At 61.3% G+C, this 24,136-nt stretch carries 25 protein-coding genes and 3 tRNA genes; 13 read left to right on the forward strand and 15 right to left on the reverse strand.

What is annotated here, in order from left to right; genetic code table 11:
• Positions 1 to 110: 110 nt before the first annotated feature.
• Positions 111 to 563 (reverse strand): Lrp/AsnC family transcriptional regulator, encoded by a 453-nt coding sequence (locus tag GZH79_RS16190; protein ID WP_211644787.1) that lies wholly within the window; start codon positions 561 to 563, stop codon positions 111 to 113.
• Positions 564 to 634: 71 nt separating this feature from the next.
• Here GZH79_RS16190 and GZH79_RS16195 point away from each other — a divergent pair, with 71 nt between their 5' ends.
• Positions 635 to 1,234 (forward strand): LysE family translocator, encoded by a 600-nt coding sequence (locus tag GZH79_RS16195; protein WP_211644788.1) that lies wholly within the window; start codon positions 635 to 637, stop codon positions 1,232 to 1,234.
• On the opposite strand, the gene GZH79_RS16200 is transcribed toward GZH79_RS16195, so the two are convergent.
• The gene (locus GZH79_RS16200; RefSeq protein ID WP_211644789.1) at positions 1,231 to 3,627 is read right to left on the reverse strand and encodes a UvrD-helicase domain-containing protein; all 2,397 of its coding nucleotides are present in this window, start codon (positions 3,625 to 3,627) and stop codon (positions 1,231 to 1,233) included. The genes GZH79_RS16195 and GZH79_RS16200 overlap by 4 nt on opposite strands.
• Before the next feature lie 143 nt (positions 3,628 to 3,770).
• Here GZH79_RS16200 and GZH79_RS16205 point away from each other — a divergent pair, with 143 nt between their 5' ends.
• The 4 genes from GZH79_RS16205 to GZH79_RS16220 all read left to right on the forward strand — a co-directional run bounded on the left by GZH79_RS16205 (position 3,771) and on the right by GZH79_RS16220 (position 8,705).
• Positions 3,771 to 4,904, forward strand: a complete 1,134-nt coding sequence (locus GZH79_RS16205; protein WP_211644790.1) for an alpha-hydroxy acid oxidase — start codon at positions 3,771 to 3,773, stop codon at positions 4,902 to 4,904.
• Positions 4,905 to 4,967: 63 nt separating this feature from the next.
• Positions 4,968 to 8,408, forward strand: coding sequence for a pyruvate carboxylase (locus GZH79_RS16210; protein WP_211644791.1), 3,441 nt, complete (start codon positions 4,968 to 4,970; stop codon positions 8,406 to 8,408).
• 128 nt (positions 8,409 to 8,536) lie between these two features.
• A tRNA-Gly gene (locus GZH79_RS16215) sits at positions 8,537 to 8,611 on the forward strand.
• A 19-nt stretch (positions 8,612 to 8,630) separates the two neighbouring features.
• Positions 8,631 to 8,705: transfer RNA gene (locus GZH79_RS16220), tRNA-Gly, on the forward strand.
• Positions 8,706 to 8,754: 49 nt separating this feature from the next.
• On the opposite strand, the gene GZH79_RS16225 is transcribed toward GZH79_RS16220, so the two are convergent.
• Positions 8,755 to 8,994, reverse strand: a complete 240-nt coding sequence (locus tag GZH79_RS16225; RefSeq protein WP_211644792.1) for an Lrp/AsnC ligand binding domain-containing protein — start codon at positions 8,992 to 8,994, stop codon at positions 8,755 to 8,757.
• A 122-nt stretch (positions 8,995 to 9,116) separates the two neighbouring features.
• Here GZH79_RS16225 and hisB point away from each other — a divergent pair, with 122 nt between their 5' ends.
• From hisB to GZH79_RS16240, 3 genes are read left to right on the forward strand one after another with little or no spacing between them, the layout of a single operon-like run.
• Positions 9,117 to 9,704, forward strand: coding sequence for an imidazoleglycerol-phosphate dehydratase HisB (gene hisB / locus GZH79_RS16230; protein WP_211644793.1), 588 nt, complete (start codon positions 9,117 to 9,119; stop codon positions 9,702 to 9,704).
• Entirely contained in the window at positions 9,701 to 10,339 is a 639-nt protein-coding gene (gene hisH, locus GZH79_RS16235; protein ID WP_211644794.1) for an imidazole glycerol phosphate synthase subunit HisH, read from the forward strand. Before hisB ends, hisH begins: the two co-directional genes overlap by 4 nt.
• Positions 10,336 to 11,250 (forward strand): glutaminase, encoded by a 915-nt coding sequence (locus GZH79_RS16240; protein ID WP_349291224.1) that lies wholly within the window; start codon positions 10,336 to 10,338, stop codon positions 11,248 to 11,250. The genes hisH and GZH79_RS16240 overlap by 4 nt, the downstream gene beginning before the upstream one ends.
• 15 nt (positions 11,251 to 11,265) lie before the next feature.
• Here GZH79_RS16240 and GZH79_RS16245 read toward each other — a convergent pair whose 3' ends face one another.
• On the reverse strand, positions 11,266 to 12,087 hold the full coding sequence (locus tag GZH79_RS16245; protein ID WP_211644795.1) for an alpha/beta hydrolase: 822 nt from the start codon (positions 12,085 to 12,087) through the stop codon (positions 11,266 to 11,268).
• 159 nt (positions 12,088 to 12,246) lie between these two features.
• Between GZH79_RS16245 and GZH79_RS16250 the strand changes: the two genes are divergently transcribed.
• A complete protein-coding gene (locus tag GZH79_RS16250) occupies positions 12,247 to 12,738 on the forward strand; it encodes a transglycosylase SLT domain-containing protein (RefSeq protein WP_211644796.1) in 492 nt (163 codons plus the stop codon).
• Positions 12,739 to 12,769: 31 nt separating this feature from the next.
• Here GZH79_RS16250 and GZH79_RS16255 read toward each other — a convergent pair whose 3' ends face one another.
• Together GZH79_RS16255 and hisF are read right to left on the reverse strand one after the other, a co-directional pair.
• A complete protein-coding gene (locus GZH79_RS16255) occupies positions 12,770 to 13,078 on the reverse strand; it encodes a phosphoribosyl-ATP diphosphatase (RefSeq protein WP_211644797.1) in 309 nt (102 codons plus the stop codon).
• The gene (gene hisF, locus GZH79_RS16260; RefSeq protein WP_211644798.1) at positions 13,075 to 13,836 is read right to left on the reverse strand and encodes an imidazole glycerol phosphate synthase subunit HisF; all 762 of its coding nucleotides are present in this window, start codon (positions 13,834 to 13,836) and stop codon (positions 13,075 to 13,077) included. Before hisF ends, GZH79_RS16255 begins: the two co-directional genes overlap by 4 nt.
• Before the next feature lie 90 nt (positions 13,837 to 13,926).
• Between hisF and GZH79_RS16265 the strand changes: the two genes are divergently transcribed.
• Positions 13,927 to 14,361 (forward strand): DUF302 domain-containing protein, encoded by a 435-nt coding sequence (locus GZH79_RS16265; protein WP_211644799.1) that lies wholly within the window; start codon positions 13,927 to 13,929, stop codon positions 14,359 to 14,361.
• Positions 14,362 to 14,365: 4 nt separating this feature from the next.
• On the opposite strand, the gene hisA is transcribed toward GZH79_RS16265, so the two are convergent.
• Positions 14,366 to 15,085 (reverse strand): 1-(5-phosphoribosyl)-5-[(5-phosphoribosylamino)methylideneamino]imidazole-4-carboxamide isomerase, encoded by a 720-nt coding sequence (gene hisA, locus GZH79_RS16270; protein WP_211644800.1) that lies wholly within the window; start codon positions 15,083 to 15,085, stop codon positions 14,366 to 14,368.
• Positions 15,086 to 15,215: 130 nt separating this feature from the next.
• On the opposite strand from hisA, the gene GZH79_RS16275 reads away from it, so the two are divergent.
• Positions 15,216 to 15,605 carry a DUF2147 domain-containing protein gene (locus GZH79_RS16275; protein WP_211644801.1) on the forward strand — a complete coding sequence of 130 codons (390 nt, stop codon included), beginning with the start codon at positions 15,216 to 15,218 and terminating at the stop codon, positions 15,603 to 15,605.
• A 53-nt stretch (positions 15,606 to 15,658) separates the two neighbouring features.
• On the opposite strand, the gene GZH79_RS16280 is transcribed toward GZH79_RS16275, so the two are convergent.
• From GZH79_RS16280 to rlmB, 3 genes are all read right to left on the reverse strand, one after another.
• The gene (locus GZH79_RS16280) at positions 15,659 to 16,132 is read right to left on the reverse strand and encodes a CoA-binding protein (protein WP_249219240.1); all 474 of its coding nucleotides are present in this window, start codon (positions 16,130 to 16,132) and stop codon (positions 15,659 to 15,661) included.
• Between the two features lie 182 nt (positions 16,133 to 16,314).
• Complete coding sequence (locus tag GZH79_RS16285; RefSeq protein WP_211644803.1) at positions 16,315 to 16,620, reverse strand: hypothetical protein; 306 nt, start codon at positions 16,618 to 16,620, stop codon at positions 16,315 to 16,317.
• Positions 16,617 to 17,393, reverse strand: a complete 777-nt coding sequence (rlmB, locus tag GZH79_RS16290) for a 23S rRNA (guanosine(2251)-2'-O)-methyltransferase RlmB (RefSeq protein WP_211644804.1) — start codon at positions 17,391 to 17,393, stop codon at positions 16,617 to 16,619. The genes GZH79_RS16285 and rlmB overlap by 4 nt, the downstream gene beginning before the upstream one ends.
• A gap of 123 nt (positions 17,394 to 17,516) precedes the next feature.
• Here rlmB and GZH79_RS16295 point away from each other — a divergent pair.
• A tRNA-Tyr gene (locus GZH79_RS16295) sits at positions 17,517 to 17,600 on the forward strand.
• A gap of 222 nt (positions 17,601 to 17,822) precedes the next feature.
• Positions 17,823 to 18,752: a hypothetical protein gene (locus GZH79_RS16300; RefSeq protein ID WP_211644805.1), complete on the forward strand. Its 930-nt coding sequence runs from the start codon at positions 17,823 to 17,825 to the stop codon at positions 18,750 to 18,752.
• Here GZH79_RS16300 and GZH79_RS16305 read toward each other — a convergent pair.
• From GZH79_RS16305 to GZH79_RS16325, 5 genes are all read right to left on the reverse strand, one after another.
• On the reverse strand, positions 18,734 to 20,086 hold the full coding sequence (locus tag GZH79_RS16305; RefSeq protein ID WP_211644806.1) for a HAMP domain-containing sensor histidine kinase: 1,353 nt from the start codon (positions 20,084 to 20,086) through the stop codon (positions 18,734 to 18,736). The genes GZH79_RS16300 and GZH79_RS16305 overlap by 19 nt on opposite strands.
• Positions 20,083 to 20,754 carry a response regulator transcription factor gene (locus GZH79_RS16310; RefSeq protein ID WP_211644807.1) on the reverse strand — a complete coding sequence of 224 codons (672 nt, stop codon included), beginning with the start codon at positions 20,752 to 20,754 and terminating at the stop codon, positions 20,083 to 20,085. The genes GZH79_RS16305 and GZH79_RS16310 overlap by 4 nt, the downstream gene beginning before the upstream one ends.
• 181 nt (positions 20,755 to 20,935) lie before the next feature.
• Positions 20,936 to 22,024: a trypsin-like peptidase domain-containing protein gene (locus GZH79_RS16315; RefSeq protein ID WP_211644808.1), complete on the reverse strand. Its 1,089-nt coding sequence runs from the start codon at positions 22,022 to 22,024 to the stop codon at positions 20,936 to 20,938.
• 86 nt (positions 22,025 to 22,110) lie between these two features.
• Positions 22,111 to 23,151, reverse strand: coding sequence for a 3-carboxy-cis,cis-muconate cycloisomerase (locus tag GZH79_RS16320; protein WP_211644809.1), 1,041 nt, complete (start codon positions 23,149 to 23,151; stop codon positions 22,111 to 22,113).
• 10 nt (positions 23,152 to 23,161) lie between these two features.
• The gene (locus tag GZH79_RS16325) at positions 23,162 to 24,133 is read right to left on the reverse strand and encodes a C45 family peptidase (RefSeq protein ID WP_211644810.1); all 972 of its coding nucleotides are present in this window, start codon (positions 24,131 to 24,133) and stop codon (positions 23,162 to 23,164) included.
• Positions 24,134 to 24,136: the final 3 nt, after the last annotated feature.

Genomic DNA, 24,136 nt, shown 5'->3' on the forward strand with positions numbered 1-24,136 from the left:
GGACCGGCACTGGCGCAGACCCGACCTCCTCCCCGAGGTTTGCGTTCATAACGAAAGGCGATGCGCACCTCCTCCCGCGCATCGCCTTTTTTGTTTTCGCGGGGGATGGGTCAGGCGCGCAGGTCTTTGGGGCTTCCCATGACCATATAGCTGGTGATCGACCGGACATGCGGCACGGTGCCCAGCGTTTCGGTGTGAAACAGCTTGTAGGCGGGCAGATCCGCGACTTCGACCCGCAGCATGTATTCGAACGCGCCAGCGACGTTGTGACATTCCACGACATCTTGCGCCCGGTCCATTGCACGTTCGAACCCCTGCTGTGCGGCTTTGGTGTGTTCGGCAAGTCCGACCGCTACATAAACCACAAAACCACGCCCCGTTTGCACCGGATCAAGCCGGGCGCGATAGCCGCGGATGACGCCGCGCCGTTCCAGTTCCTGAACGCGGCGCAGACAGGCGGACGGCGACAACCCGACGCGGTCGGCCAGTTCCAGATTGCTGATCCGGCCATCACAGGCCAGCAGACGCAATATTTCAGCGTTTATACGATCTTGTTCATTCATAATTGCGAAAGTAGGCAGTTTTACACCATCTTCGCAATTTATATCCACGCAGGGCACGATATACCGGCGCGATGGATACCCTCACACTTCTTTTATTGTTCCAATTCGCCTTCGTCAGTTCGATCACACCCGGTCCGAACAACCTGATGCTGATGGCATCCGGCGCAAACTATGGCTTTCGGCGGTCGCTGCCACATATGTGCGGGATCAGTCTGGGCCATTCGTTCATGGTAGTAATGATCGGGCTGGCCCTGCTGCGCGTGTTCGATGCGTTCCCCGTCCTGAACACCCTGCTGACCGTCGTGGCGGTGATCTACATGACATGGCTGTCGTGGAAGATCGCAACCGCCGTCCCGCCAGAGGCACGTCAGGTCACGGGCAAACCATTCACGTTCTGGCAGGCAGCGGCATTCCAATGGGTCAACCCAAAGGCATGGGTCATGGCGATCACTGCCATCACGGCGTTTGCGCCGCAGGATCGTGCGGTCTGGGTCGGATCGCTGATCGTGGCGGGCGTGTTTTTATTGTCCAACTTTCCAGCAATTACCGTCTGGACGGCACTTGGCGTCCAGTTGCGCCGCTATCTGGGCACCGCACGGCGATTGCGCGTGTTCAACATCACGATGGCCGTGTTGCTGATGGCGTCGCTGGTGCCGATGGTATGGCATTAAAACGGTGCGTCCGTCGCGGCATCCGCCGATACCACGAATTTCGCCACGACGTGTTTATCGCCCGCCTTGTCAAAAGAGATCGCAAGCTTGTCGCCCTCGATCCCGGTAATTTCACCGTAGCCGAATTTCGTATGGAACACCCGGTCGCCGGTGGTGAATGCACTGACGGCGTTCATGTCGATGACCATGTTGCGCGCCTCTGACGGTTGCGACATGCCACGCGCCTGCCCGCGCGACTGTAACCTGCGCCACCCCGGAGAGTTGTAGACATTGGCGTCATGCGCCTTTTGATGCAGGTCCGACATGGATTCTTCGCGCAGTTTCGGACTGGCGCTGGTGGCCATGCCCGCCGCACCATAGCCACCGCCATACAGGCCCGGCGGCGTCAGCACGTCGACGTGATCTTCTGGCAATTCGTCGATGAACCGTGACGGCAGTGCCGATTGCCATTGGCCATAGACCCGGCGGTTTGCGGCGAATGAAATCGTGCAGATTTCTTCTGCCCGCGTGATGCCGACATAGGCCAGACGGCGTTCTTCTTCCAAACCTTTCAGCCCGCTTTCGTCCATCGACCGCTGGGACGGAAACAACCCGTCTTCCCAGCCCGGCAGGAATACCGCGGGAAATTCAAGACCCTTGGCGGCGTGCAGGGTCATGATGCTGACCTTTTCGCCGTCCTGTTCGGTTTCGTTGTCCATGATCAGCGCGACGTGTTCCAAAAACCCTTGCAGGTTTTCGAAATTGTCCAGCGCCTTGACCAGTTCTTTCAGGTTTTCCAGCCGCCCCGGTGCTTCGGGCGTCTTGTCGTTCTGCCAGAACCCGGTGTAGCCGGATTCGTCGAGGATCATTTCCGCCAGTTCCTGATGGGTGTCCGCTTCGGCCCGGACCTGCCCGTGCCAGCGGTCCAGCCCGTCGACCAAAAGGCCCAGTTCCTTCAGCCCCTTGCCGCCCAGCAGCTTTGACTGCACCACGATCCGCGCGCCTTCGACGAGGCTGACGCCGTTGCTGCGTGCGGTGCGCTGGATGGTCTGTACCGCCTTGTCGCCCAGCCCGCGTTTGGGCGTGTTCACAATCCGCTCGAACGCCAGATCGTCGTCGGGGCTGACCGCCAGCCGGAAATAAGCCATCGCGTCGCGGATTTCCAACCGTTCATAAAAACGCGGCCCGCCGATCACGCGGTACGGCAGCCCGATCGTCAAAAAGCGGTCTTCGAATGCGCGCATCTGGTGGCTGGCACGGACAAGGATTGCCTGATCGTCCAGCCCGACCGGGTCCATGCCCCGCGTTCCGCGCTGCATCGCCTCGATTTCCTCACCGATCCAGCGGGCTTCTTCTTCGCCGTCCCAATGGCCGATCAGGCGGACCTTTTCACCGTCCTGCGCGTCAGTGAACAGGGTCTTGCCCAGCCGCCCCTTGTTGGATGCGATGACACCTGATGCCGCAGCCAGAATATGCGGGGTGGACCGATAGTTCTGTTCCAGTTTGACGACCTGCGCGCCGGGAAAGTCGGTTTCGAACCGCAGGATGTTGCCCACCTCTGCGCCGCGCCAGCCGTAAATCGACTGGTCGTCGTCACCCACGCAGCAGATGTTCTTGTTCTTTTGCGCCAGCAGTCGCAGCCACAGATATTGGGCAACGTTGGTATCCTGATATTCGTCCACCAGAATATAGGGCAGCCAGCGCTGGTATTGCGCCAGCACATCAGGATGGGTCTGAAAGATCGTCACCATGTGCATCAGCAAATCACCGAAATCGCATGCGTTCAGATCGCGCAACCGGGCCTGATAGGCGGCATAAAGCGCCACACCTTTGTGATCGAATGCGCCGGCATCGGCCAGCGGTACCTTGTCGGGGCCATGCGCCTTGTTCTTCCAGTCGTCGATGATCCCGGCCAGCATGCGCGGCGGCCAGCGTTTTTCGTCGATCCCTTCGGCAATGATCAACTGTTTGAGCAGCCGAAGCTGATCATCGGTATCCAGAATGGTGAAATTGGATTTCAGGCCGACCAGTTCGGCGTGACGGCGCAGCATCTTGACGCAGATCGCGTGGAACGTGCCCAGCCACGGCATTCCCTCAACGGTCTGGCCCAACAGGCGACCGATGCGGTTCTTCATCTCGCGCGCGGCCTTGTTGGTGAATGTCACCGCCAGAATGTCGCGCGGTTGTGCCGTGCCCGTGGTCAGCAGATGCGCAATGCGTGCGGTCAGTGCCCGCGTCTTGCCGGTGCCCGCACCTGCCAGCATCAGGACCGGACCGTGCAACGTTTCCACAGCCGCACGCTGCGCGGGGTTCAGCCCGTCCAGATAATCAGGGGCCGCCGCAGGCCGGGCCATCGCGCGTTGCGACAGCGGGACGGCCCGTTCGAATGCATCGTCTTCGGAATAATCGCTCATGCGATCCTCAATAGACCCAGACGGCGCGCAAAGAAACCCCTTGTTCATGCTTCGTTCACAACACAAGTTCTTGGTTTCTGCAAAATATGCCCGCCAGTGCCACCCCCCTTTCAACCGATGACCCAACGCCGTAGCGTGGCTGCATGACCCTGCACAACCGTTATCCCGCCATTGCCGATCTCAAAGCGCGCGCGCGCCGCCGGATTCCGCATTTCGTCTGGGAATACCTTGATAGCGCGACGGGGGACGAAGCGACACTGGCCCGCAACCGCGCGGCACTGGATGCGGTGCTGTTGCGCCCTTCGATCCTGCATGGCGAATTCACGCCCGACCTCTCGGTCACGGTGATGGGCCGCACCTACCCCCTGCCCTTTGGTATTGCGCCTGTGGGCATGTCGGGTCTGGTCTGGCCCGATGCCGAATGCCTGCTTGCCCGCACGGCTGCGACCGCAGGCATTCCCTATGGTCTGTCCACCGTTGCCACCCGTACGCCAGAGGACGTCGCCCCGCACTTGGGCGACGATGGCTGGTTCCAGATCTATCCGCCGCGCGACCCCGACATCCGCGCCGATATGCTGCGCCGGGCACGCGCAGCTGGATTCGGCACATTGGTGCTGACGGTCGATGTGCCGGTGGCATCGCGGCGCGAACGGCAGACGCGTGGCGGGCTGACCAATCCGCCGCGCCTGACGCCACGTCTGGCGGCACAGGCCGCCCGGTGCCCGGCATGGCTGGCGGGCATCCGGCGGACAGGCATGCCGCGCATGCGTCTGATCGACAGTTACGCCGATGCCGCGACCGCGCTGCCGTCCACGGCCCATGCCGGATACCTGCTACGTACCTCTCCGGATTGGGACTACCTGCGCCAGATCCGCGACGCGTGGGATGGCGCGCTGGTGGTCAAGGGCGTGCTGGACCCGGATGATGCGGCCCCGCTGCAACAGGCCGGTGTCGATGCGATCTGGATCAGCAACCACGCCGGACGTCAGTTCGCGGCCGCACCCGCCACCGCAAGCGTCGTTCCCGCGATGCGCGCCGCGACGGATTTGCCGCTGATCGTCGATTCCGGGATTGCGGGTGGTCTGGATATACTGCGGATGATCGCGCTTGGCGCGGATTTCGTCATGCTGGGCCGCGCGTTCCATTATGGACTGGCCGCGCTGGGTGAACCCGGCGCGGCCCATGTGATCGACATTCTGCGCGCGGATCTGATCGCAAACATGGGTCAGTTGGGTACGCACCGCCTGTCAGACGTACCGGGACGCTTGATCCGTTAGCGGCACTGGACATCCTTGGGTGCAAGGTTACAAATTGCTGCAACTGCAAAAGGACTGTTTTACATGGCCGACTTCAAAAAGATCCTGATTGCCAACCGGGGCGAAATCGCAATCCGCGTGATGCGCGCCTGTAACGAGATGGGCAAGAAAACCGTCGCCGTCTTTGCCGAAGAGGACAAGCTGTCATTGCACCGCTTCAAGGCGGACGAGGCATACCGCATCGGCGAGGGTCTGGGTCCGGTCGCGGCCTATCTGTCGATCGCGGAAATCATTCGCGTGGCCAAGATGTCAGGGTCGGACGCGATCCATCCGGGCTATGGTCTGCTGTCGGAAAACCCCGATTTTGTGGATGCCTGCACGGACGCAGGCATCACCTTTATCGGGCCAAAGGCCAAGACGATGCGCCAGTTGGGCGACAAGGCCAGCGCGCGCCGCGTCGCGGTCGAAGCGGGCGTGCCCGTCATCCCAGCAACTGAAGTGTTGGGCGACGATATGGACGCCATCCGCAAGCAAGCCGCAGAGGTGGGTTATCCCCTGATGCTGAAGGCATCATGGGGCGGCGGCGGACGCGGCATGCGCCCGATCGAGTCCGAAAAGGAACTGGAAGAAAAGGTCCGCGAAGGCCGGCGCGAGGCAGAGGCCGCATTCGGCAACGGCGAAGGTTATCTGGAAAAGATGATCCTCAAGGCGCGCCATGTCGAGGTGCAGATCCTGGGCGACAGCCACGGCGAAATCTATCATTTGTGGGAACGCGATTGTTCCGTGCAGCGCCGCAACCAAAAGGTCGTTGAACGCGCCCCCGCGCCCTATCTGTCGGAAACCCAGCGCGAACGTATCTGCAATCTGGGCAAGAAGCTTTGCGCGCATGTGAATTACGAATGCGCGGGCACGGTCGAATTCCTGATGGATATGGATTCGGGCGAATTCTATTTCATCGAAGTGAACCCCCGCGTGCAGGTCGAACATACGGTTACCGAAGAAGTGACGGGCATCGACATCGTGCGTGCGCAAATCCTGATCGCCGAAGGCAAAAGCATCGTCGAAGCAACCGGATGCGCGTCGCAATACGATGTAAAACTGGACGGTCACGCCCTGCAGTGCCGGGTCACGACAGAAGACCCGCAGAACAACTTTATCCCCGATTACGGGCGCATCCAGATGTATCGCACCGCCACCGGGCCGGGCATCCGCCTGGACGGCGGCACCGCCTATTCGGGGGCCGTGATCACACGCTATTACGATAGCCTGTTGACCAAGGTGACGGCCCGTGCACCGACGCCGGAAATGGCCATCGCCCGGATGGACCGCGCGTTGCGCGAATTCCGCATCCGGGGTGTCAGCACCAATATCGCATTCGTCGAAAACCTGCTGAAGCATCCGACGTTCCTGAACAACGAATACCACACCAAATTCATCGATCAGACCCCGGCGCTGTTTGAATTCAAGGCGCGCCGGGACCGTGCGACGAAAATCCTGACATATATCGCGGATATCACCGTCAACGGACATCCCGAAACAGCAGGCCGTCCGCGCCCGGCGGCGGATGTGAAATTGCCAAAGGCGCCGGTAAAATCCACCGCAGACGTGCCTGACGGCACGCGCCAGATCCTTGATCGTGACGGCCCCGCCGCCATCGCACAATGGATGAAGGACCAGCCGCAGTTGCTGATCACCGACACCACGATGCGCGACGGGCACCAGTCGCTGCTGGCCACCCGGATGCGGTCCATCGACATGACCACCATCGCACCGACCTATGCCACCAAGATGAGCCAGCTGTTCAGCGTCGAATGCTGGGGCGGTGCAACATTCGATGTGGCGTATCGGTTCTTGCAGGAATGTCCGTGGCAGCGGTTGCGCGACATTCGCGCACGCATGCCCAACGTGATGACGCAGATGTTGCTACGCGCATCCAACGGCGTGGGATATACCAACTATCCCGACAACGTGGTGCAGGCGTTCGTCACACAGGCGGCCACGTCAGGGGTCGATGTGTTCCGCGTGTTCGACAGCCTGAACTGGGTCGAAAACATGCGCATCGCGATGGATGCGGTCATCGACAGCGGCAAGGTCTGCGAAGGCACGATCTGCTACACCGGCGACATGCTGGACCCCGACAGGTCCAAGTATGACCTGAAATACTACATCGGCATGGCCAAGGAGTTGGAAAAGGCCGGTGCGCATGTGCTGGGATTGAAGGACATGGCGGGCCTGCTGAAAGCACCGGCAGCCAGCCAGTTGTTCAAGGCGTTGAAAGAAGAGGTCGGCCTGCCGATCCATTTCCACACCCACGATACATCGGGCGCGGCCATCGGGACCGTGCTGGCCGCATCCGCCGCGGGCGTCGATTGCGTGGATGCCGCGATGGACGCGCTGTCGGGCAACACCAGCCAGCCCACGCTGGGGTCCATCGTCGAGGCGCTGAAAGGCAGCGACCGCGACACCGGGCTGGATATCGCCGCCATCCGCGAAATTTCCAACTACTGGGAACAGGTCCGCGCGCATTATCTGGCGTTCGAATCCGGTTTGCAGGCCCCCGCGTCAGAGGTCTATCTGCACGAAATGCCCGGCGGGCAGTTCACCAACCTCAAGGCGCAGGCGCGCAGCCTGGGACTGGAAGACCGCTGGCACGAGGTCGCGCAGACCTATGCCGACGTGAACCGGATGTTCGGTGATATCGTCAAGGTGACGCCGTCGTCCAAGGTGGTGGGCGACATGGCGTTGATGATGGTCAGTCAGGGCCTGACCCGCGATCAGGTCGAAGATCCATCGGTCGATGTGTCCTTTCCCGAATCGGTGATCGACATGATGCGCGGCAGTCTGGGCCAGCCCCCCGGCGGCTGGCCTGCCGGTATTCAGAAAAAAGTGCTGAAAGGCGAAAAACCCAACACCGAACGCCCCGGCAAGCGTCTGCCGCCGGTCGATCTGGATGCGACGCGCAAAACCTTGGCCGACACGATCGGCACAGCCGTCGATGATGAGGATCTGAACGGCTACCTGATGTATCCAAAGGTCTTTACCGAATATGCCGCGCGGCATGAACTGTACGGTCCGGTCCGCACCCTGCCGACAAAGACGTTCTTTTACGGCATGGAACCCGGTGAAGAGATCAGCGCCGAGATCGATCCCGGCAAAACGCTGGAAATCCGGATGCAGGCCGAATCCGAAATGAACGAGGACGGCGAGGTCAAAGTGTTCTTTGAACTCAACGGTCAGCCCCGCACGATCCGTGTGCTGAACCGTCTGGCCGCCGCCGACCGTGTCAGCAAGCCCAAGGCGGAAATGGGCAACCCCAACCATATCGGCGCGCCGATGCCCGGTGTGGTGGCCACCGTGGCCGCACAGGCGGGTACAAAGGTGAAAGAAGGCGATCTGTTGCTGACCATCGAAGCGATGAAGATGGAAACCGGCATCCACGCCGACCGCAGCGCGACAATCAAGGCGGTCTACGTCAACGCCGGATCACAGATCGATGCAAAGGATCTGCTGATCGAATTCGAGTAAGCCCTTTTGGATGGCGGATTGATCTGCGATCCGCCGTCCGGCGGTAATCCTTCGCAGAAGTTGAATTTCTGCGAAAATACACTTGCAGGCCAAAAGCCGGAACGGTAAAGCCTGCCCTACTTGATGACGCGGGCGTAGCTCAGGGGTAGAGCATAACCTTGCCAAGGTTAGGGTCGAGAGTTCGAATCTCTTCGCCCGCTCCATCAAGTGACGATCTGGTGCGCGGGCGTAGCTCAGGGGTAGAGCATAACCTTGCCAAGGTTAGGGTCGAGAGTTCGAATCTCTTCGCCCGCTCCAGATTGACGAAAACAGCCGCCCCCTTGGGGCGGCTTTTGTTTGTGGTGGATCAAAACGCCTTGAACGTCAGTGTCGTCAATGTGCGTTCGATGCCCTTGATCCCTGCCACGCCTTCGTTGATGAAATGGCCGATGTCTTCGTCCGCTGGCACGTAGGCTTTCATCAGCAGGTCGAAATCGCCGCTGGTGGAATACAGTTCCGAATGCAATTCGCGCAGCGCGATCTTTTCGGCGACCTCATAGGTGGTGCCGGGCTTGCAGCGGATCTGGACGAACACGCAGGTGGTCATGGGGCTTCCTTTCGGGGGTGTTTTCGGCAAACCTGCACCACGGACGCGTTCCGCGCAATCCGTGGACTTGGCACGATACCCCTGCGCCGCCTATACGGGGCGCGCAACGACAGGAGTCCGCGATGCGCAGCGCCACGATCACACGCAAGACCGCCGAAACCGACATCACCGTCATGCTGGAACTGGACGGGTCCGGCACATATGACAACCGTACCGGTGTCGGGTTCTTTGATCACATGCTGGACCAGTTGGCCCGACACGCGCTGATCGATCTGCGCGTCAAGGCTGCGGGCGATCTGCACATCGACGACCACCACACGGTCGAGGACGTAGGCATCGCCATCGGCCAAGCCCTGACGCAGGCCTTGGGCGACAAGAAAGGCATCCGGCGTTACGGCGACTGCCACCTTGCGATGGATGACGCGCAGGTGCGATGCGCGCTGGATCTGTCGGGCCGTCCCTACCTGATCTGCAATCTGGACCTGCCCTACGGCAAGATCGGCACGTTCGACACCGAACTGGTGCGCGAATTCTTTCAGGCATTGGCAACCCACGGCGGCATCACACTGCACATCGACCGCCTGCACGGTTTCAACGCGCACCACATCACCGAAGCCGCATTCAAATCCGTCGCGCGCGCGTTGCGCGAAGCGCTGGAAACAGACCCGCGCAAGGCCGATGCGATCCCGTCTACCAAAGGTATCCTGTGACTACAGTTCTGATCGATTACGACAGCGGCAACCTGCATTCCGCACAAAAAGCGTTCGAGCTGATGGCACGCGACAGCGGGTCCGGCCCGGTCGTCGTCAGTGGCGATGCGGATGTCATCGCCAGCGCCGACCGGCTGGTGCTGCCCGGTGATGGCGCATTCCCACATTGCCGCGACCAATTGTTCAGCCGCACAGCACTGGCAGAAGCCATCGTGGATTCGGTCGAAAATCGGGGCGTGCCGTTTTTTGGCATCTGTGTAGGCATGCAGCTTTTGGCGTCGACGGGTCACGAATATGAAGCGACGTCAGGATTTGGCTGGATTCCCGGCGACGTGAACCGGATTCGCCCTGTGGATACAGCGCTAAAAATCCCCCACATGGGCTGGAACGATCTGGTGATGGACAGCGCCCATCCCGTGCTCGACGGCATGGCGACGGGCGATCACGCCTATTTCGTTCATTCCTATGCCATGCGTGTGCATGATGACGCGCACCTGCTGGCGCATGTGGATTATGGCGGGGACGTGACGGCAGTGGTCGGGCGCGACAACATCATCGGCGCGCAGTTCCACCCCGAAAAAAGCCAAAGCGCGGGCCTGCGGATGATTGCGAATTTCCTCCGCTGGACCCCGTGACCGATCTTCAGGCTATCATTGACCGGATCGGGGCACAGATGTCTGTCGCCCCTGACCGCGGGATCGTCGCGCAATACATACCGCCGTTGGCCCGGATCGATCCGCGCCAATTCGGTATGGCCGTTGCCCTGCCCGATGGGCAGGTGTTGACCACCGGCGACGCCGACACACGGTTTTCGATCCAAAGCATTTCCAAGGTATTCACCCTGTCGCTGGCGCTGGGGCGGCTGGGGGATTCGTTCTGGACCAACGTGGGACGCGAGCCATCGGGTCAGGCCTTTAACTCGATCCTGCAACTGGAACACGAGGCAGGCCGCCCGCGCAATCCGTTCATCAACGCGGGCGCCATTGCCACGACAGATGCGGCTATGGCGCATCATGCGCCCAAGGAGTTTCTGGCCGAACTGGTGCAATTCGTCCGCAACGCAGCCGGTGACGACGACATCCATATCGATGCAGACGTCGCCCGATCCGAAGAGGCAACAGGCGACCTGAACCGGTCGCTCGCTTATTTCATGGCGTCCCACGGACGGCTTCAGAACGCGGTTCCCAACGTGCTAGGCGCATATTTCCACCAATGCGCGCTGGCGATGACCTGCCGCCAACTGGCCCGCGCCGCACTGATTTTTACCGGTGCAAAGGGCACGCCGCGCCTGATGTCGGCGGCACGGCGGCGGCGCATAAACGCACTGATGATGCTGTGCGGGCATTATGATGCATCGGGCGATTTCGCTTTTCGCGTAGGACTGCCCGGCAAGTCGGGCGTCGGCGGTGGCATTCTGGCCGTCGCACCGGGGCGCGCGGGGATCGCAGTCTGGTCACCAGGCCTGAATGCGCGCGGCAATTCGAAACTGGGGTCCGAAGCGATGGAAATGCTGGCCCAGGATACCGGATGGTCGGTCTTTTCCTAGGCCAGCAGCGGGCGGTCAGTGGCCCAGAAATTCCAGCATGTCGCTTGTCAACTGTTCCTTGTGGGTCGCAGTCAGCGCATGTGGCGCACCGTCGTAGGATTTGAACGTCGCGCCATCGATCATGTCAGCAGCCTGTTGACCGGCAGGCGCAATCGGCACGATCTTGTCACCGGTGCCATGGACAACCAGCGTGGGCACCTTGAAATGCGCCATGTCGGGTCGGAAATCGGTCCGCCCAAAAGCGTCCACGCAATCCAGCGTCGCCTTTGGACTGGCCAGCATCGCCATTGACCACAACCAGTTCCGGGTCGCGTCCGATACACCACCCGCATCGGTTCCTTCTCCGGTGAAGTCGTTGAAAAAATCCTGCAAAAACGCTTGGCGGTCGTCGCGCAATCCTGCCTTCATATCTTCGAACACGCTGTCGTCGACACCGTCAGGATTGTCGTCGGCCTTTTTCATGTAGGGCGCGACCGAAGAGATCAGCATCGCCTTTGCCACGTTCTTGCCGCCGTGACGTGACATGTAACGGCTGACCTCGCCGCCACCCATCGAGAACCCCGCGAGGGCGGCGTTTTCAAGGTTCAAGGCTGTCATCACGTCAACCAGATCGTCGGACAGCGTGTCATAATCGTAGCCTGCAAAAGGTTGGCCGGACCGCCCAAAGCCACGGCGATCATAGGCGATGACACGGTAGCCTGCCTCTGCCAGTTTGACGGCCTGATATTCCCAGCTGTCAGCATTCAGGGGCCAGCCGTGGATCAGCACGACGGGATCACCGATGCCCCAATCATTGACGTAGATGGGTGTGCCGTCGCGTGTTTCGATCATTGGCATCGGTGTCTCCTATTACAGCCTTTGCCAAATAACCCGATGTCATGACTGCGGTTCCATCACTGCTGCGTGCGCCGGAACTTGCCGACGCGGACGCACGCACTTGTCCGCACGCCAGCCACGCGGCTAAGTAAGCGCAGCATCACAACAGGACAACGATCCATGCAGACCACAAAGATCGCCCTTGCGGCGTTTTGCCTTGCCCTGATGGCCGCCTGTTCCAGCCCGGCCACCACGCCAGAGATCACCAAATCCTTTGCACAGGTCGCCCCACGCATCCCGATGCACCCCAACGAGACGCCGGAACTGCGCGCACTTATCAACGAATACGCGGATACCTACGACATTCCCCGCAGCCTGCTGCACCGGGTCATTATCCGCGAAAGCACCCACAATCCCGGCGCGCGTAATGGCCCCTATTACGGGCTGATGCAGATCCTGCCCGCGACCGCCCGCACTATGGGATTTCGTGGCGCGCCATCCGATCTGCTGGATGCCGAAACCAACCTGAAATACGCTGGGAAATATCTGCGCGGTGCGTGGTTGCTATCGGGCGGGTCCGAAGCGCAGGCCGTCAAATGGTATTCGCAGGGTTTTTATTACGAAGCCAAGCGACAGGGCAAACTGGTCGAAACCGGATTGCGCAGCGGCTGACACTGCCTGCCGTGTCCGGGAAAATCGCGGATCAGGACCGCGCCTGTTTTTCAGCGATGCCGGATGTGCCCCGCCGCCGTTCAAGTTCCGCCATCACCGCATCCAGTGACACATCGCTGGCCGCCAGCATGACCAGCAGGTGATAGATCACATCGGCCGCTTCGGACGTCAGCGCCGCTTTATCGCCGCGCGCGGCCTCGATGATCGCCTCGATTGCTTCTTCGCCGAACTTTTCGGCACATTTTGCAGGGCCTTTGGCCAGCAGTTTCGCGGTCCAACTGGTATCGGGATCGGCGTGCTTGCGCGATTCAATCGTTTTGAAAAGATCGTTCAGGGTCATTGCAGCCTCATCGGGATACCGGCAGCGGCCATGTGATCCTTGGCCTGCTGAATGGTATAGGTGCCAAAATGAAAGATCGACGCGGCCAGCACGGCGCTGGCACCGCCGTCGGTCACGCCTTCGACCAGATGATCCAGCGTGCCCGCCCCGCCACTGGCGATGACCGGGATGTCGACCGCATCGGAAACCGCCCGCGTCAGTGGCAGGTTGTAACCCGTCTGCACCCCGTCATTGTCCATCGCCGTCAGCAGGATTTCCCCCGCACCCTTTTGGGCCACCGTCCGGGCAAATTCGACAGCATCGATGCCCGTGGGTCGCCTGCCGCCATGGGTAAAGATTTCCCAACGGCCGGGTGCCACGGTTTTGGCGTCGATGGCGACCACGATGCATTGGCTGCCAAACCGCAACGCGGCTTCGGTGACGACATCCGGATTGGCGACTGCGGCAGAATTGAAACTGACCTTGTCCGCACCCGCCAGAAGCAGATTGCGCACGTCATGGTGCGTCCGCACGCCACCACCGATGGTCAACGGCATGAAACACGCCTCTGCGGTGCGCGTCGCCAAGTCGAACATGGTGCCGCGGTTTTCTTCGGTCGCCATGATGTCAAGAAAGCAAAGCTCGTCCGCGCCAGCCGCATTATAGGCGATGGCCGCGTCCACGGGGTCGCCCGCATCGCGCAGATCGACGAAATTCACGCCCTTGACCACCCGGCCATTGGCGACGTCCAGACAGGGGATGATACGGGTTTTCAGCATGGATGCGTCATATCGCGCAGTCCGGCAAAGGGGAACCCCAGACGGTGCAACCGGGTTTCCCGGTCAGACCCATCAGAAAGGAATCGTTCAATGCTTCGCGCCACTGCCCTGATACTGGCCCTTGCCAGCCCCGCCGCCGCAGAAATCCGCACCGTGCAGTCACTGAAATCCGTGCCCGACACGATGGACGCACTGGAAGCCGCCGTCGAAGAGGCGGGTGCAACCGTCTTTGCCCGCGTGGACCACACCGCCGGGGCCGAAGCGGTCGATATGGATCTGTCGCCGTCGCAGTTGCTGATCTTTGGCAATCCGCGTCTGGGAACCCCCGCCATGCAGGCCGATATCCAGACCGGGCTGGTGCTGCCACTGCGGGTGCTGGTTTACGAAGGCGATCAGGGCGACGTGCAGGTCGCATACGAACGTGTCAGCGATATGTTCGACGGATTCGGCGTCGATGTGACAGCAGATTACGTCGCGCAGATGGAAAGTGCACTGCGCATGCTGGCGGACCGCGCCGTCGAATGACGACCTATTTGCGCAGGGCGGCCAGCGCTTCTGCCAGATCAAGCGCACCATCGTAGAGTGCGCGGCCCGAAATCGCACCGGCAATGACACCGGTGTCGCGCAGGGCCGTCAAATCGGCCAATGACGACACGCCACCCGATGCGATCACCGGAATATCGACGGCACGTGCCAGATCGGCGGTGGCGTCGATGTTCGGACCTTTCATCGCACCATCGCGCAGGATATCGGTGTAGATGATCGCGGCGATTCCGGCGTCTTCGAACGACCGTGCCAGATCCGTCACCATGACGTCGGTTTCTTCGGCCCAACCGCGTGTGGCAACGCGCCCGTTGCGCGCATCCAGACCGACGGCCACCTGACCGGGGAACGCCTTGGCCGCTTGTCGCACCAGATCGGGGTTTTCCACAGCGACAGTACCAAGGATCACACGGGTCAGCCCGCGATCCAGCCAGCGTTCGATTGTCGCCATGTCGCGGATACCGCCACCCAGCTGGGTCGGCACCTTGCAGGCTTTCAGGATCGCCTCGACCGGGGCGGCGTTCACGGGTTCGCCCGCGAAGGCGCCGTTCAGGTCCACCAGATGCAGCCACGTACAGCCCGCCGTGACGAAGCTGCGCGCCTGTGCTGCCGGATCATCGTTGAAAACGGTCGCCTGATCCATTTCGCCATGCACAAGCCGCACGGCCTTGCCGTCTTTGAGATCGATTGCCGGATACAGGATCATGCGCGGGTCCTTTTGCGTTTGCCGCGTTCTGGCGTGGTCAGCTGGAAATTGCAACCGACCCCACGTCAGGCTTGATCGGGTGCCAGCCACTGGCCCAGTGTAGATCATCACATCGGGGGAGGAGACCCATATGAAGCGCATATTCGCCGCCATCGCGGCCACCGTTATTGCGACCGCAGCCCACGCTCAGGATGCTGCGGTTGGCACATGGCAGACCGAAGTCGACGACGGCGCATTTGCGCATGTCGATGTCTCAGCCTGCGGCACGGCCGTCTGCGGAACCATTGTGCGGACCTATCAGGCCGACGGCACGCCCTATCAGTCGGAAAACATTGGCCGTCAGATCGTCATCGGGATGGCCCCGAATGGCGACGGCACCTATGCCGGTCAGGTTTTCCGCCCATCGAATGGCAAAACCTACGTTGGCAAAATGCAAGTGCAGGGCAATGCATTGCGGTTGCAGGGTTGCGTCGCGGGCGGCCTGATCTGCGCCAGCCAGAACTGGGTGCGCGTCCAGTAACGCAGCATAGACAGAACCAGTCAGGGGCGACGCCAGTGGCAGCGCCCTTTTCTTCAGGTCAGTTTTGACGACACCCGGCCCGTATTGAACCCGCCCATCCGCAACTCTTCATAAAGCCGCTGATACTCAATCTTCGGGCAGCGGTTCTGAACGACCGTCACGCCCCTTGCGCGCGCAAGATCGGCAGCCGCAGCGTGCTGAACACCCAATTGCATCCAGATCACCGAAAGATCGGGCCAGCGGGCCAATGCCTCATCCACCAAATCGGGCACGGCTTCGGATTTGCGAAAGATGTCGGCCATGTCCACTTCGTCCGGAATATCGGCAAGCGCCCCATATACCGTTTCGCCAAACAGCGTTTGCCCGGTCAGACCAGGGTTGACCGGGATGATCCGGTAGCCACGCAATTGCAGGTAGCGTGCAACGAAATAGCTGGGCCGCACCGGGTTTGCAGACAGGCCCACCACTGCGATGGTTTTCACCGACGCAAACAATGCCCGCAGTTCTGTATCTGACAAGTTATCCAAAGATCTGCCGCCAATTTGTGTCACCGGCATGAATATAGACCGCATGATCCAGTCGCCAGCGATTTCTGTCTCACAAGTTGACGCGGCTGCAATCACATTTTGCGCCCGGGGTCACGTCACGCGTATCGTTGTTCTGTTCCAGTACACATGCCGCCCCCATCGCGCACAGCCAACGGGGTATTTTAGTCAAAGATATCTTCGACGACGTCCCACAGGTCTTCGATCAGGGATCGCATGGCGCGCTTGCGGCTTTTCTTGCGTCTCGTTTTCTGGGGGCGATTTGGAAAATCCGCGCGCAGGGTGCGGGCCGGGCGGGCGGGTGTCGCGGCACGCGCAGACGCACCGCTGGCACGGACGGGCATGATCTTTAGATCATGCAAGGGTGCGCCGCATTGCGCACAAGACAGCTCGTGCCGTTGATCGCCGCGCAGCACCAGCGCCGCCCGCGTGCCGCAATAACAGCATGTCGCAACCTTTGTCGCCGTCATCCGCGCGCCGCATACAACGCGACAGCAGCCGCATTCGACACGTTCAGCGATCCGAATGCACCCGCCGCGTCCAACCGGACCAACGCATCACAGGTTTCACGGCTTTTTTCGCGCAGCCCCGGCCCTTCGGCGCCCAGCACCAATGCGGTCGGACGATCGCGGTAGCCGTCGATGGCCGCTTCGATCGTGGTGTCCGCCTCTCCGTCCAGACCCAGTACGCGGTATCCCATGTCCTGCAATTGCGTCATCGCGTCGGCCAGATTGCGGACCCGCAGATAAGGCTGACGTTCCAGCGCACCGGATGCCGTTTTGGCCAAGGCACCGGTTTCAGGGGCCGCGTGACGTTGCACGGCCACCACGGCGCGTGCGCCGAATACCTCTGCTGACCGCAGGATCGCGCCGACGTTATGCGGATCGGTCACACGGTCCAGCAGGATGATCCGTGCGGGTTCCGGCCCTTCGCCGAGCGCGATGTCCTGCAGCGATCCCCAGTCCAGCGGCTTGACCTCTAGCGCGGCGCCCTGATGGACCGACCCTTGGTCGATGGGGGCCGCGAATTTGCGCGGGTCGCTGATTTCAGGCGTCATGCCGGCTTCTGTGACCGCATCCTGCAATTTGGCCAGCGCGTTCTGTGTCACCACCAACCGCAGCCGTTCGCGGCGCGGGTTCAGCAGCGCATCGCGCACCGCATGCAGCCCGAACAGCCACACGGTTTCCGCCGCAGCTGCGCGTTTGCCTTGTTCTTTCGCGATGACCCACTTGGGTTTTTGCATGACGTTTGTCCCTGATCGTGTCTTTATCCTACTTGGCTGCTAACGCCGCGCGGAACAAGCCCACGTAAACTGCAGATTTTCGTGTTGACGCCCCAAAACGCTGCGGCTATTCCCGCCGCCAGTGGGCGACAGGCCGCAAGGTGTGGCAGGGGACTGTAACTCCCTCGCGGAGACGCACGCCTGGTTCGATTCCAGGGTCGCCCACCACTAATCCAGCATCTCTGTCATGGCATAAAACCCAGCCTCTGGGTGCTGGGCGCAGTTTGGCAATGGCCATGCGCCCGGTGCGTTGGATTGTGTCGATTTGCAGCATGACACCGCATAATGGCTCGAATCACGCAATATTTATGCCGTTTTTCGGCTTTAGCCCATTGGGAACGTCGGTCCGCGATCAAAAGCGGTTCACCCGGCGCCCTTTTGGAATGACCAATGCACAGACTTGCCGACCACGCCGATTACCGGATTACATATCATCCTGCCCCACAGCCGACCGAAAAGCTGCTGGTGACGTTTGGCGGGCAGCCATCCGATATCGCTGACAGTGGGTTCGGGACAGATTTTGCCCAAAAAAACGGATGGGATCATGTTTTTGTCGCGCAGCGGCGCGGCACCCAGTTCCAAGGTTTGCACGCCGCCGTTTTTCGGGCCGCACTGTCGCCACTGTGCACACCGGGGCGCGATGTCATCTGTTACGGGTCCAGCCTCGGCGGTTATGCCGCCCTGTATTACGGCGGTCAGATCGATGCGCGAATCATCGCCGCAGCCCCCATGCTACCCGCCTGGGATGGACTGGCACTGCCCGCTTACAAAGATGTGCGCGTCCTGCACCGCCATTTGAAGCGCAGCCGCAAATCAAGGCATGCGCCGTTCGTTATCTACGATCCCGTACAGACACGTGATGTCAAATTCCTGAACCAAACCGTGCGTCCGGCTTACCGCAACGTGCGTGAACTGGCCCTGCCATTTACCGGGCATACGGTGCTGGTGGCGCTTTCGAAAATGCGGTTGGTCAAGACATTGATCTCCGGCCTGATAGAGGATGACCGCATTCCGCAGTTCAAGCTTGCCCGCAACGGCAATGCGGCGTTTCACCGTGAACGCGGCAAGGCGCTGGCGTTCAGTCATCCCGATTTCGCACGGCGCGAATATGAACGCGCGCTGGAATTGCAACCAGCCAAAGCCACGTTGAACAATCTGTTCAGCCTGCTGATCCGAATCGGCGATGGTCCAGCGCTTCAGGACCTGCTGGATCGTTGCGCGCGCGATCCCGATCCGAAAATAAAGATCATGCAATCCCTGCACGACCGCGCCATTGAACGGGGGCTGATCCCATCGCCCTACTATGCGCTCAGCGCCTGAAAAGAGATGCTGACGCAAAGACCGGGATCGTTATCCGACAGAGTAATTCCGGCATCGTGCAGGTTGGCGATGACCGACACAAGGCTGAGCCCCAATCCGCTGCCGGGCGTGTTACGGCTGCGGTCCAGCCGATACAATCGTTGCATCACCTTGTCCCTTTCCGACGCGGGGATGCCGGGACCGTTGTCACTGACATGCAAAATCGCACGATCAGGCAGCCGTTCCAGCCGAAGCGCGATATCGCTGCCATGGGGCGTATGCCGCAGGGCGTTTTCGATCAGATTGGCCAGAATTTGGCCGATCAGGTCGGCATCACCATGCACCATCATGGGCCGTTCCGGAACATCTGTGCGTAACTGACGCCCGGATTCCTGCGCCGCCGGTTCATAAAGTTCAGCAAAGGTATCGACCAAGGCTGCCAGATCAACGGGCTGAAACCGGCTTTTGGGTGTACCGGCTTCGATTTGGGCGATCTGCAGCAGTGCGCGGAACACGGACACCACGCCCGCGATATCGGCGCGCGCCTGATCGACCAGTGCCTGCGCGTCCGGGTCCAGATCGGTCCGGCCCAGTTCATCCAACCGCACCGATATGCGCTGGATTGGCGTTTTCAGGTCATGCGCCACGTCCGAAGACACTTGCCGTAACGCAGCGGTCGAGTTTTCGTAGGCGGCCGCCATCCGGTCGATCCCGTTCCCGACCCTGCGCAGATCGTCGGACCACGCGGACGTCGGCCGCACCCGCGCCGACAGATCGCCAGATGTCAAAATCCCCAGCGTGCGGCGCACCGCATCCACTTGTCGGGCGGACCGGCGCGCCATTGCCAGCCCCGCGCCCAGTGCAATGATCAGCGTTGGCAGCAACGATAACAGCGCGATGGTGCGATATACGGCCCATAGCTGGTCAATCTCGGACCGGCTGCGCGCGACAGTCAGCAAGCCGCGATGTTCGCGCGTCGCCAATGCCAGATATTCGCCGCTGATCGGGGTGCCGGTGTCTTCCAGCGTCGTCAGGACGTAGCCTTCTTGATCGCGTTCCAGCCTGCCATTGCCGAAATGCCGTCCGTTTTCGGTGACGTAGGACAGCACGACGCGGTCGGGGTCGGTCGCCTGCGCCTCTGCCGCGACAAGCGCCGCCAACGCCGCCGCAGTCGGCGCCGCCCGAAACCCCGCCAGATCCTGACGTAGCTGCTGACGCATCTGGGTATCCAGCGCACGACTGGTCAACGTGTAGCTTGCCACCAGCGATGCCACACTGACGAGCGCAAACAGCGCAACCAGCCCCAGCGCCAGGCGCACGGGACTGGCGCTGAACAGATGGCCGCGCCCGCTCATGCCTCGATCCGGTAGCCTGCACCCCGGACGGTCTTGATCAGTTCGGTGTCAAAGGGTTTGTCCACTTTCGCCCGCAAGCGGCTGATGTGTGTTTCGACGACGTTTGTCTGTGGATCGAAACTGATGTCCCAGACCGATTCCAGCAACATGGTGCGGGTTTGCACCCGACCCTTGCGGCGCAGCAGGTGTTCAAGAATGGCAAATTCACGCGGCAGCAGATCAATGCGCTGACCCGCGCGGGTCACGTCGCGGGTGACCAGATCGACCGAAAGATCGCCCGCCGTCAGCACCGTTTCCTGTGCCAGCGCGCGCGGACGACGGCCCAGCGCGCTGATGCGCGCCGACAGTTCGCCAAAGGCAAACGGTTTCACCAGATAATCGTCTGCCCCCGCATTCAGGCCTGCGATGCGGTCGTCGACGCTACCCATCGCTGTCAGAAACAGAACCGGCGTCGCATTGCCAGCGCCGCGCAGGGTCTGCACCAATGTCAGCCCGTCGATTTCCGGCAGCATCCAGTCCACGACCAGCACGTCGTGGTTCGCACCTGTGGCCTGCACCAGCCCTGCCCGTCCATCGGTCACGTGATCGACGGTGTGCCCTTCTTCGCGCAGTCCCCGCACGATATACGCACCGGTGGTCGGATCGTCTTCGACGACCAGTATTTTCATGTCGGACCCTGTCTGCATCTGCGTCACCCTGCAACATGGGGGTCTTGCCCGTGATTCCAAGAAAATGGGCCTTGGCCTCTGAAAAGAGTGTGCCAAGGCCCAGAATGACCCGCGTCAACAGTGCATCCGGATGCGGGTCACGTGGCGCGGCCAACGTCAGTGTCAGCCGCGCGTTGCGCGATCAGGTCGACCGGTCAGCCAGATTGCCGACGGTAACCTTGATCGTTTCTTCGGACCCACGGCGCAGGACCACGGCATCGACCGTCGTATCGGGTTCGACATCGGCCACCACACGGGTCAGGTCGCCCACATCCGCGATGTCCTTATCGGCAAAGCTGATGATGATGTCACCTTCCTGCAGGTCAGCATCGGCGGCGGGGCTGCCATCGGACACCATTTCCACCACAGCGCCCGTCGGTTTGTCATAGCCCAGCACATTGGCGATTTCATCGCTCATCGGTTTGATCTGGACGCCCAGCCAACCGCGCGCGATGGTACCGTCGTCCATCAAATCAGCGACCACGTCCTGCGCCAGATCGGACGGCACGGCAAAACCGATGCCGACACTGCCGCCGCCGGGGCTGAAGATCATGGTGTTCACACCAATCACATCGCCATCCGCGTTAAACAGCGGCCCGCCGGAATTGCCCCGGTTGATCGCCGCGTCGGTCTGGATATAGTCGTCATAGGGACCGGACTGGATGTCGCGCGACACGGCCGACACGATGCCGGATGTCACGGTGCCGCCCAGACCAAAGGGATTGCCGATGGCCAGTGCCTCGTCACCGGGGCGCACATCCGCACTGATCCCCCAGGATACTGTCGTCAGGTCGTCTGCTTCGATATCCAGCACGGCAAGGTCGGTCAGCGGATCGGTTCCGATGACTTCGGCCTCGTATTCCGTGCCGTCAGCCAGTTTGACCGTGACGGTATCGGCGTTTTCAACGACGTGGTTATTGGTCACGATCATCCCGTCTTCGGACAGGATGAAGCCGGACCCCAGACCCTGAACGGGACGGCCCTGATCAGGGAACATCGGGCCAAAGCGGCGTTCCAGTTCTTCGCGCGGGAAACCTTCGGGCAGGCTGTCCTCGATCGAGGTGTCGCCAGATTTTCCGGTGACTTCGATAAAGACCACGGCGGGGTTCAGGCGTTCGACCAGATCGCCGTATCCCCCAGCGGGAACAGCAAAAGCGGTGGCGGGCAGCAGGGCCAGTGCGGTGGTGCCTGCCAATGTGGCAGTCATCGTGCGGCGGATTGCAGTAGACATAAGGTGTGCTCCATCCTCGGTGTTGTTACGAGGCTGTATTTGTCACCGCTGTCTGTCAGCCACCTGTCGTCGTCTATACAAATTTGTCAGGTTTGCGCGTCGCCCATCCGTTTGATGTCGCCCACCAGTGCGATGGCTGCCGTCAGCGCCCGCCCGGTCGTTTGCGCCATTTGCGGCAGGACCATCCATTCCAGTGCCCAGGCAGCACCTGACCGTTCCTGTTCATGCACCATCGCCTGTTGCAACACACCCGCCTGACCCGCGTTATAGCGCGCCAATGTCACCAGCAGTTCCGCCAGAACAGGGTTCTGCTTATGCGCCATCGCAGACGATCCCCCCCCGCCACTGATCGACACGGCACCGATACCCTGTTGCGCCATCAATGCGATATCCTGCCCGATCTTGCCGATGCTGCCGGTCATCAGCGCCAGCAGGTTGCCGTAGGCGACGATCCCGCTGCGGTCGGTGTGCCACGGCTGTGCTGTGGTCAATCCCAGCGCCTGCGCCATATCTGCCGCCACATCGGCGAAATCGCCTGTGCCGACCGGACCCGCCAGCGACAGCCGTTCGGTCTGGGCGCGCGCCAGATCCAACCGCGCGCGATGATCAATCAGCGGCATCCGCCAGATCCGCACCCGGTCGGCGACCGTGATCGGCAATGCCGCCTGCATCCGGGTCCGCCCCATCAGGTCTGCGCCACCATCGCGGTCCGACAGCGCGGAAAGCCCATCATTCAGGGCACGCAACCGCGCATCCAGCAGGGTCGTCGTCCCCTGCAAGGTCAGCGCAAGGGCGGTATCCATCACATCCTGACTGGTGGCGCCTGCGTGGATGGCCGCAGCGGTGTCCCCGGCATCCGCCTTTAGCGCAGCGACAAGCGCCGGAACCGGCAGACCGTCACGCGCGCAGCCACCACGCAAGGTGGTTGGGTCCAGCGCCAGCTGGTCAATATGCGTTGCCGCCTGTGCGGCCAGATGGCGGTCAAATCGGCCTGCCGCCCCCATGGCGCGGCTGAACGCGGATTCAAACGCCAGCATATGCGCCACCTGCGCCTTGGCGGACCACAGGACTGCTAACTCGGGATCGCCGAACAAGCCGGACAGATAGGGGTGATCGAAAACGTCCATGTCAGATCCTTCAGGCGGCACCGGGGACCGTGACGCGACGTCCCCCTTCGACGAATGCGTGCATCGACATCGGCCAGACCGTGCCGGGCCAGCGGACCTCCATCTGGCGCAGACGGGGGCGATAGACGGCGGTATAAAGCGTTCCGAACCCTTTGGAAAAAGCGGTCGAATATAGCGGCGGTTTCAAGAACGCATCAATGAACGTTTCCTGTGGCTCACGGTGCAGGGTCAGGCGTTGCAACAAAAAGCGTTCACGCTCTACCGTTGCGGTGAACCGGGCATGGCTGACCCATTCGACGCTTTCCTGATGATTGGTCGCCACGGCATTATGCGTGATCAGCGTGTCACGTCCCGGACCCATCATGGCGGTCAGATACTGCCGGTTTTCATCCAGCACCGTGACATTATAGCTCATATGCGTGGGGATGCGGGCCAGTGCCGCGCCTGCCTCTGCCGTGGTGGTGCAGGTTTGCAGGACGTAACGCAGGATCAGCGGCACGCCGAACCCCTGCCCGACCACGTTGCGCCCGCCGAACGTCAGCGAAATCGCAAGACCTGCGTCATTCACCCCGTCCACCAGCCCCCATAGCCCGTCGGACACACCCATCACGGTACGCCCACCCCATTTTGTCCGCAGGATCAGGCTGTCGAACGCGCGGCTGTCGTAGTCATAGTTGCGCACCATGACAGGTTCCGGCCCCTGCCAGATCGCCTGACTGCACCCCGACAAATAAGCGGGCGGATTCCAGAACGACAGGAACCGCGCGGCTTTGTCACCGCCCCCCGCCAGTTCGCACAGCGTTTCATATAGCGGCAGCAGTTCCGGCATATGCCGCGCCAACTGGCGACGACATTCGGCATAGGTCGGGCGCGCGTGTTCGCCTTCGCGCATCCACCAGTCCCGGTAGGCGGGCCAGTATTCTGCAAAAAGCCCGGCCCATCGCGGGCCGGGCTGATCTTCTGACAGGGCACGCCACAGCATCGT

Origin of the sequence: Loktanella sp. SALINAS62 (assembly GCF_018263905.1) — a bacterium.
Lineage (GTDB): Bacteria > Pseudomonadota > Alphaproteobacteria > Rhodobacterales > Rhodobacteraceae > Loktanella.

Bases quoted from the DNA above. Each gene is read 5' to 3' on its own strand.
- GZH79_RS16245 (WP_211644795.1), bottom strand. From the start codon at position 12,087: ATGCCAATGATCGAAACACGCGACGGCACACCCATCTACGTCAATGAT.
- GZH79_RS16310 (WP_211644807.1), bottom strand. From the start codon at position 20,754: ATGAAAATACTGGTCGTCGAAGACGATCCGACCACCGGTGCGTATATC.
- GZH79_RS16200 (WP_211644789.1), bottom strand. From the start codon at position 3,627: ATGAGCGATTATTCCGAAGACGATGCATTCGAACGGGCCGTCCCGCTG.
- GZH79_RS16275 (WP_211644801.1), top strand. From the start codon at position 15,216: ATGAAGCGCATATTCGCCGCCATCGCGGCCACCGTTATTGCGACCGCA.
- GZH79_RS16305 (WP_211644806.1), bottom strand. From the start codon at position 20,086: ATGAGCGGGCGCGGCCATCTGTTCAGCGCCAGTCCCGTGCGCCTGGCG.
- GZH79_RS16205 (WP_211644790.1), top strand. From the start codon at position 3,771: ATGACCCTGCACAACCGTTATCCCGCCATTGCCGATCTCAAAGCGCGC.
- GZH79_RS16250 (WP_211644796.1), top strand. From the start codon at position 12,247: ATGCAGACCACAAAGATCGCCCTTGCGGCGTTTTGCCTTGCCCTGATG.
- GZH79_RS16190 (WP_211644787.1), bottom strand. From the start codon at position 563: ATGAATGAACAAGATCGTATAAACGCTGAAATATTGCGTCTGCTGGCC.
- GZH79_RS16225 (WP_211644792.1), bottom strand. From the start codon at position 8,994: ATGACCACCTGCGTGTTCGTCCAGATCCGCTGCAAGCCCGGCACCACC.
- GZH79_RS16195 (WP_211644788.1), top strand. From the start codon at position 635: ATGGATACCCTCACACTTCTTTTATTGTTCCAATTCGCCTTCGTCAGT.
- hisA (WP_211644800.1), bottom strand. From the start codon at position 15,085: ATGATCCTGTATCCGGCAATCGATCTCAAAGACGGCAAGGCCGTGCGG.
- GZH79_RS16285 (WP_211644803.1), bottom strand. From the start codon at position 16,620: ATGACGGCGACAAAGGTTGCGACATGCTGTTATTGCGGCACGCGGGCG.
- rlmB (WP_211644804.1), bottom strand. From the start codon at position 17,393: ATGCAAAAACCCAAGTGGGTCATCGCGAAAGAACAAGGCAAACGCGCA.
- GZH79_RS16300 (WP_211644805.1), top strand. From the start codon at position 17,823: ATGCACAGACTTGCCGACCACGCCGATTACCGGATTACATATCATCCT.
- GZH79_RS16320 (WP_211644809.1), bottom strand. From the start codon at position 23,151: ATGGACGTTTTCGATCACCCCTATCTGTCCGGCTTGTTCGGCGATCCC.
- GZH79_RS16265 (WP_211644799.1), top strand. From the start codon at position 13,927: ATGCTTCGCGCCACTGCCCTGATACTGGCCCTTGCCAGCCCCGCCGCC.
- hisF (WP_211644798.1), bottom strand. From the start codon at position 13,836: ATGCTGAAAACCCGTATCATCCCCTGTCTGGACGTCGCCAATGGCCGG.
- GZH79_RS16210 (WP_211644791.1), top strand. From the start codon at position 4,968: ATGGCCGACTTCAAAAAGATCCTGATTGCCAACCGGGGCGAAATCGCA.
- GZH79_RS16315 (WP_211644808.1), bottom strand. From the start codon at position 22,024: ATGTCTACTGCAATCCGCCGCACGATGACTGCCACATTGGCAGGCACC.
- GZH79_RS16325 (WP_211644810.1), bottom strand. From the start codon at position 24,133: ATGCTGTGGCGTGCCCTGTCAGAAGATCAGCCCGGCCCGCGATGGGCC.
- GZH79_RS16255 (WP_211644797.1), bottom strand. From the start codon at position 13,078: ATGACCCTGAACGATCTTTTCAAAACGATTGAATCGCGCAAGCACGCC.
- hisB (WP_211644793.1), top strand. From the start codon at position 9,117: ATGCGCAGCGCCACGATCACACGCAAGACCGCCGAAACCGACATCACC.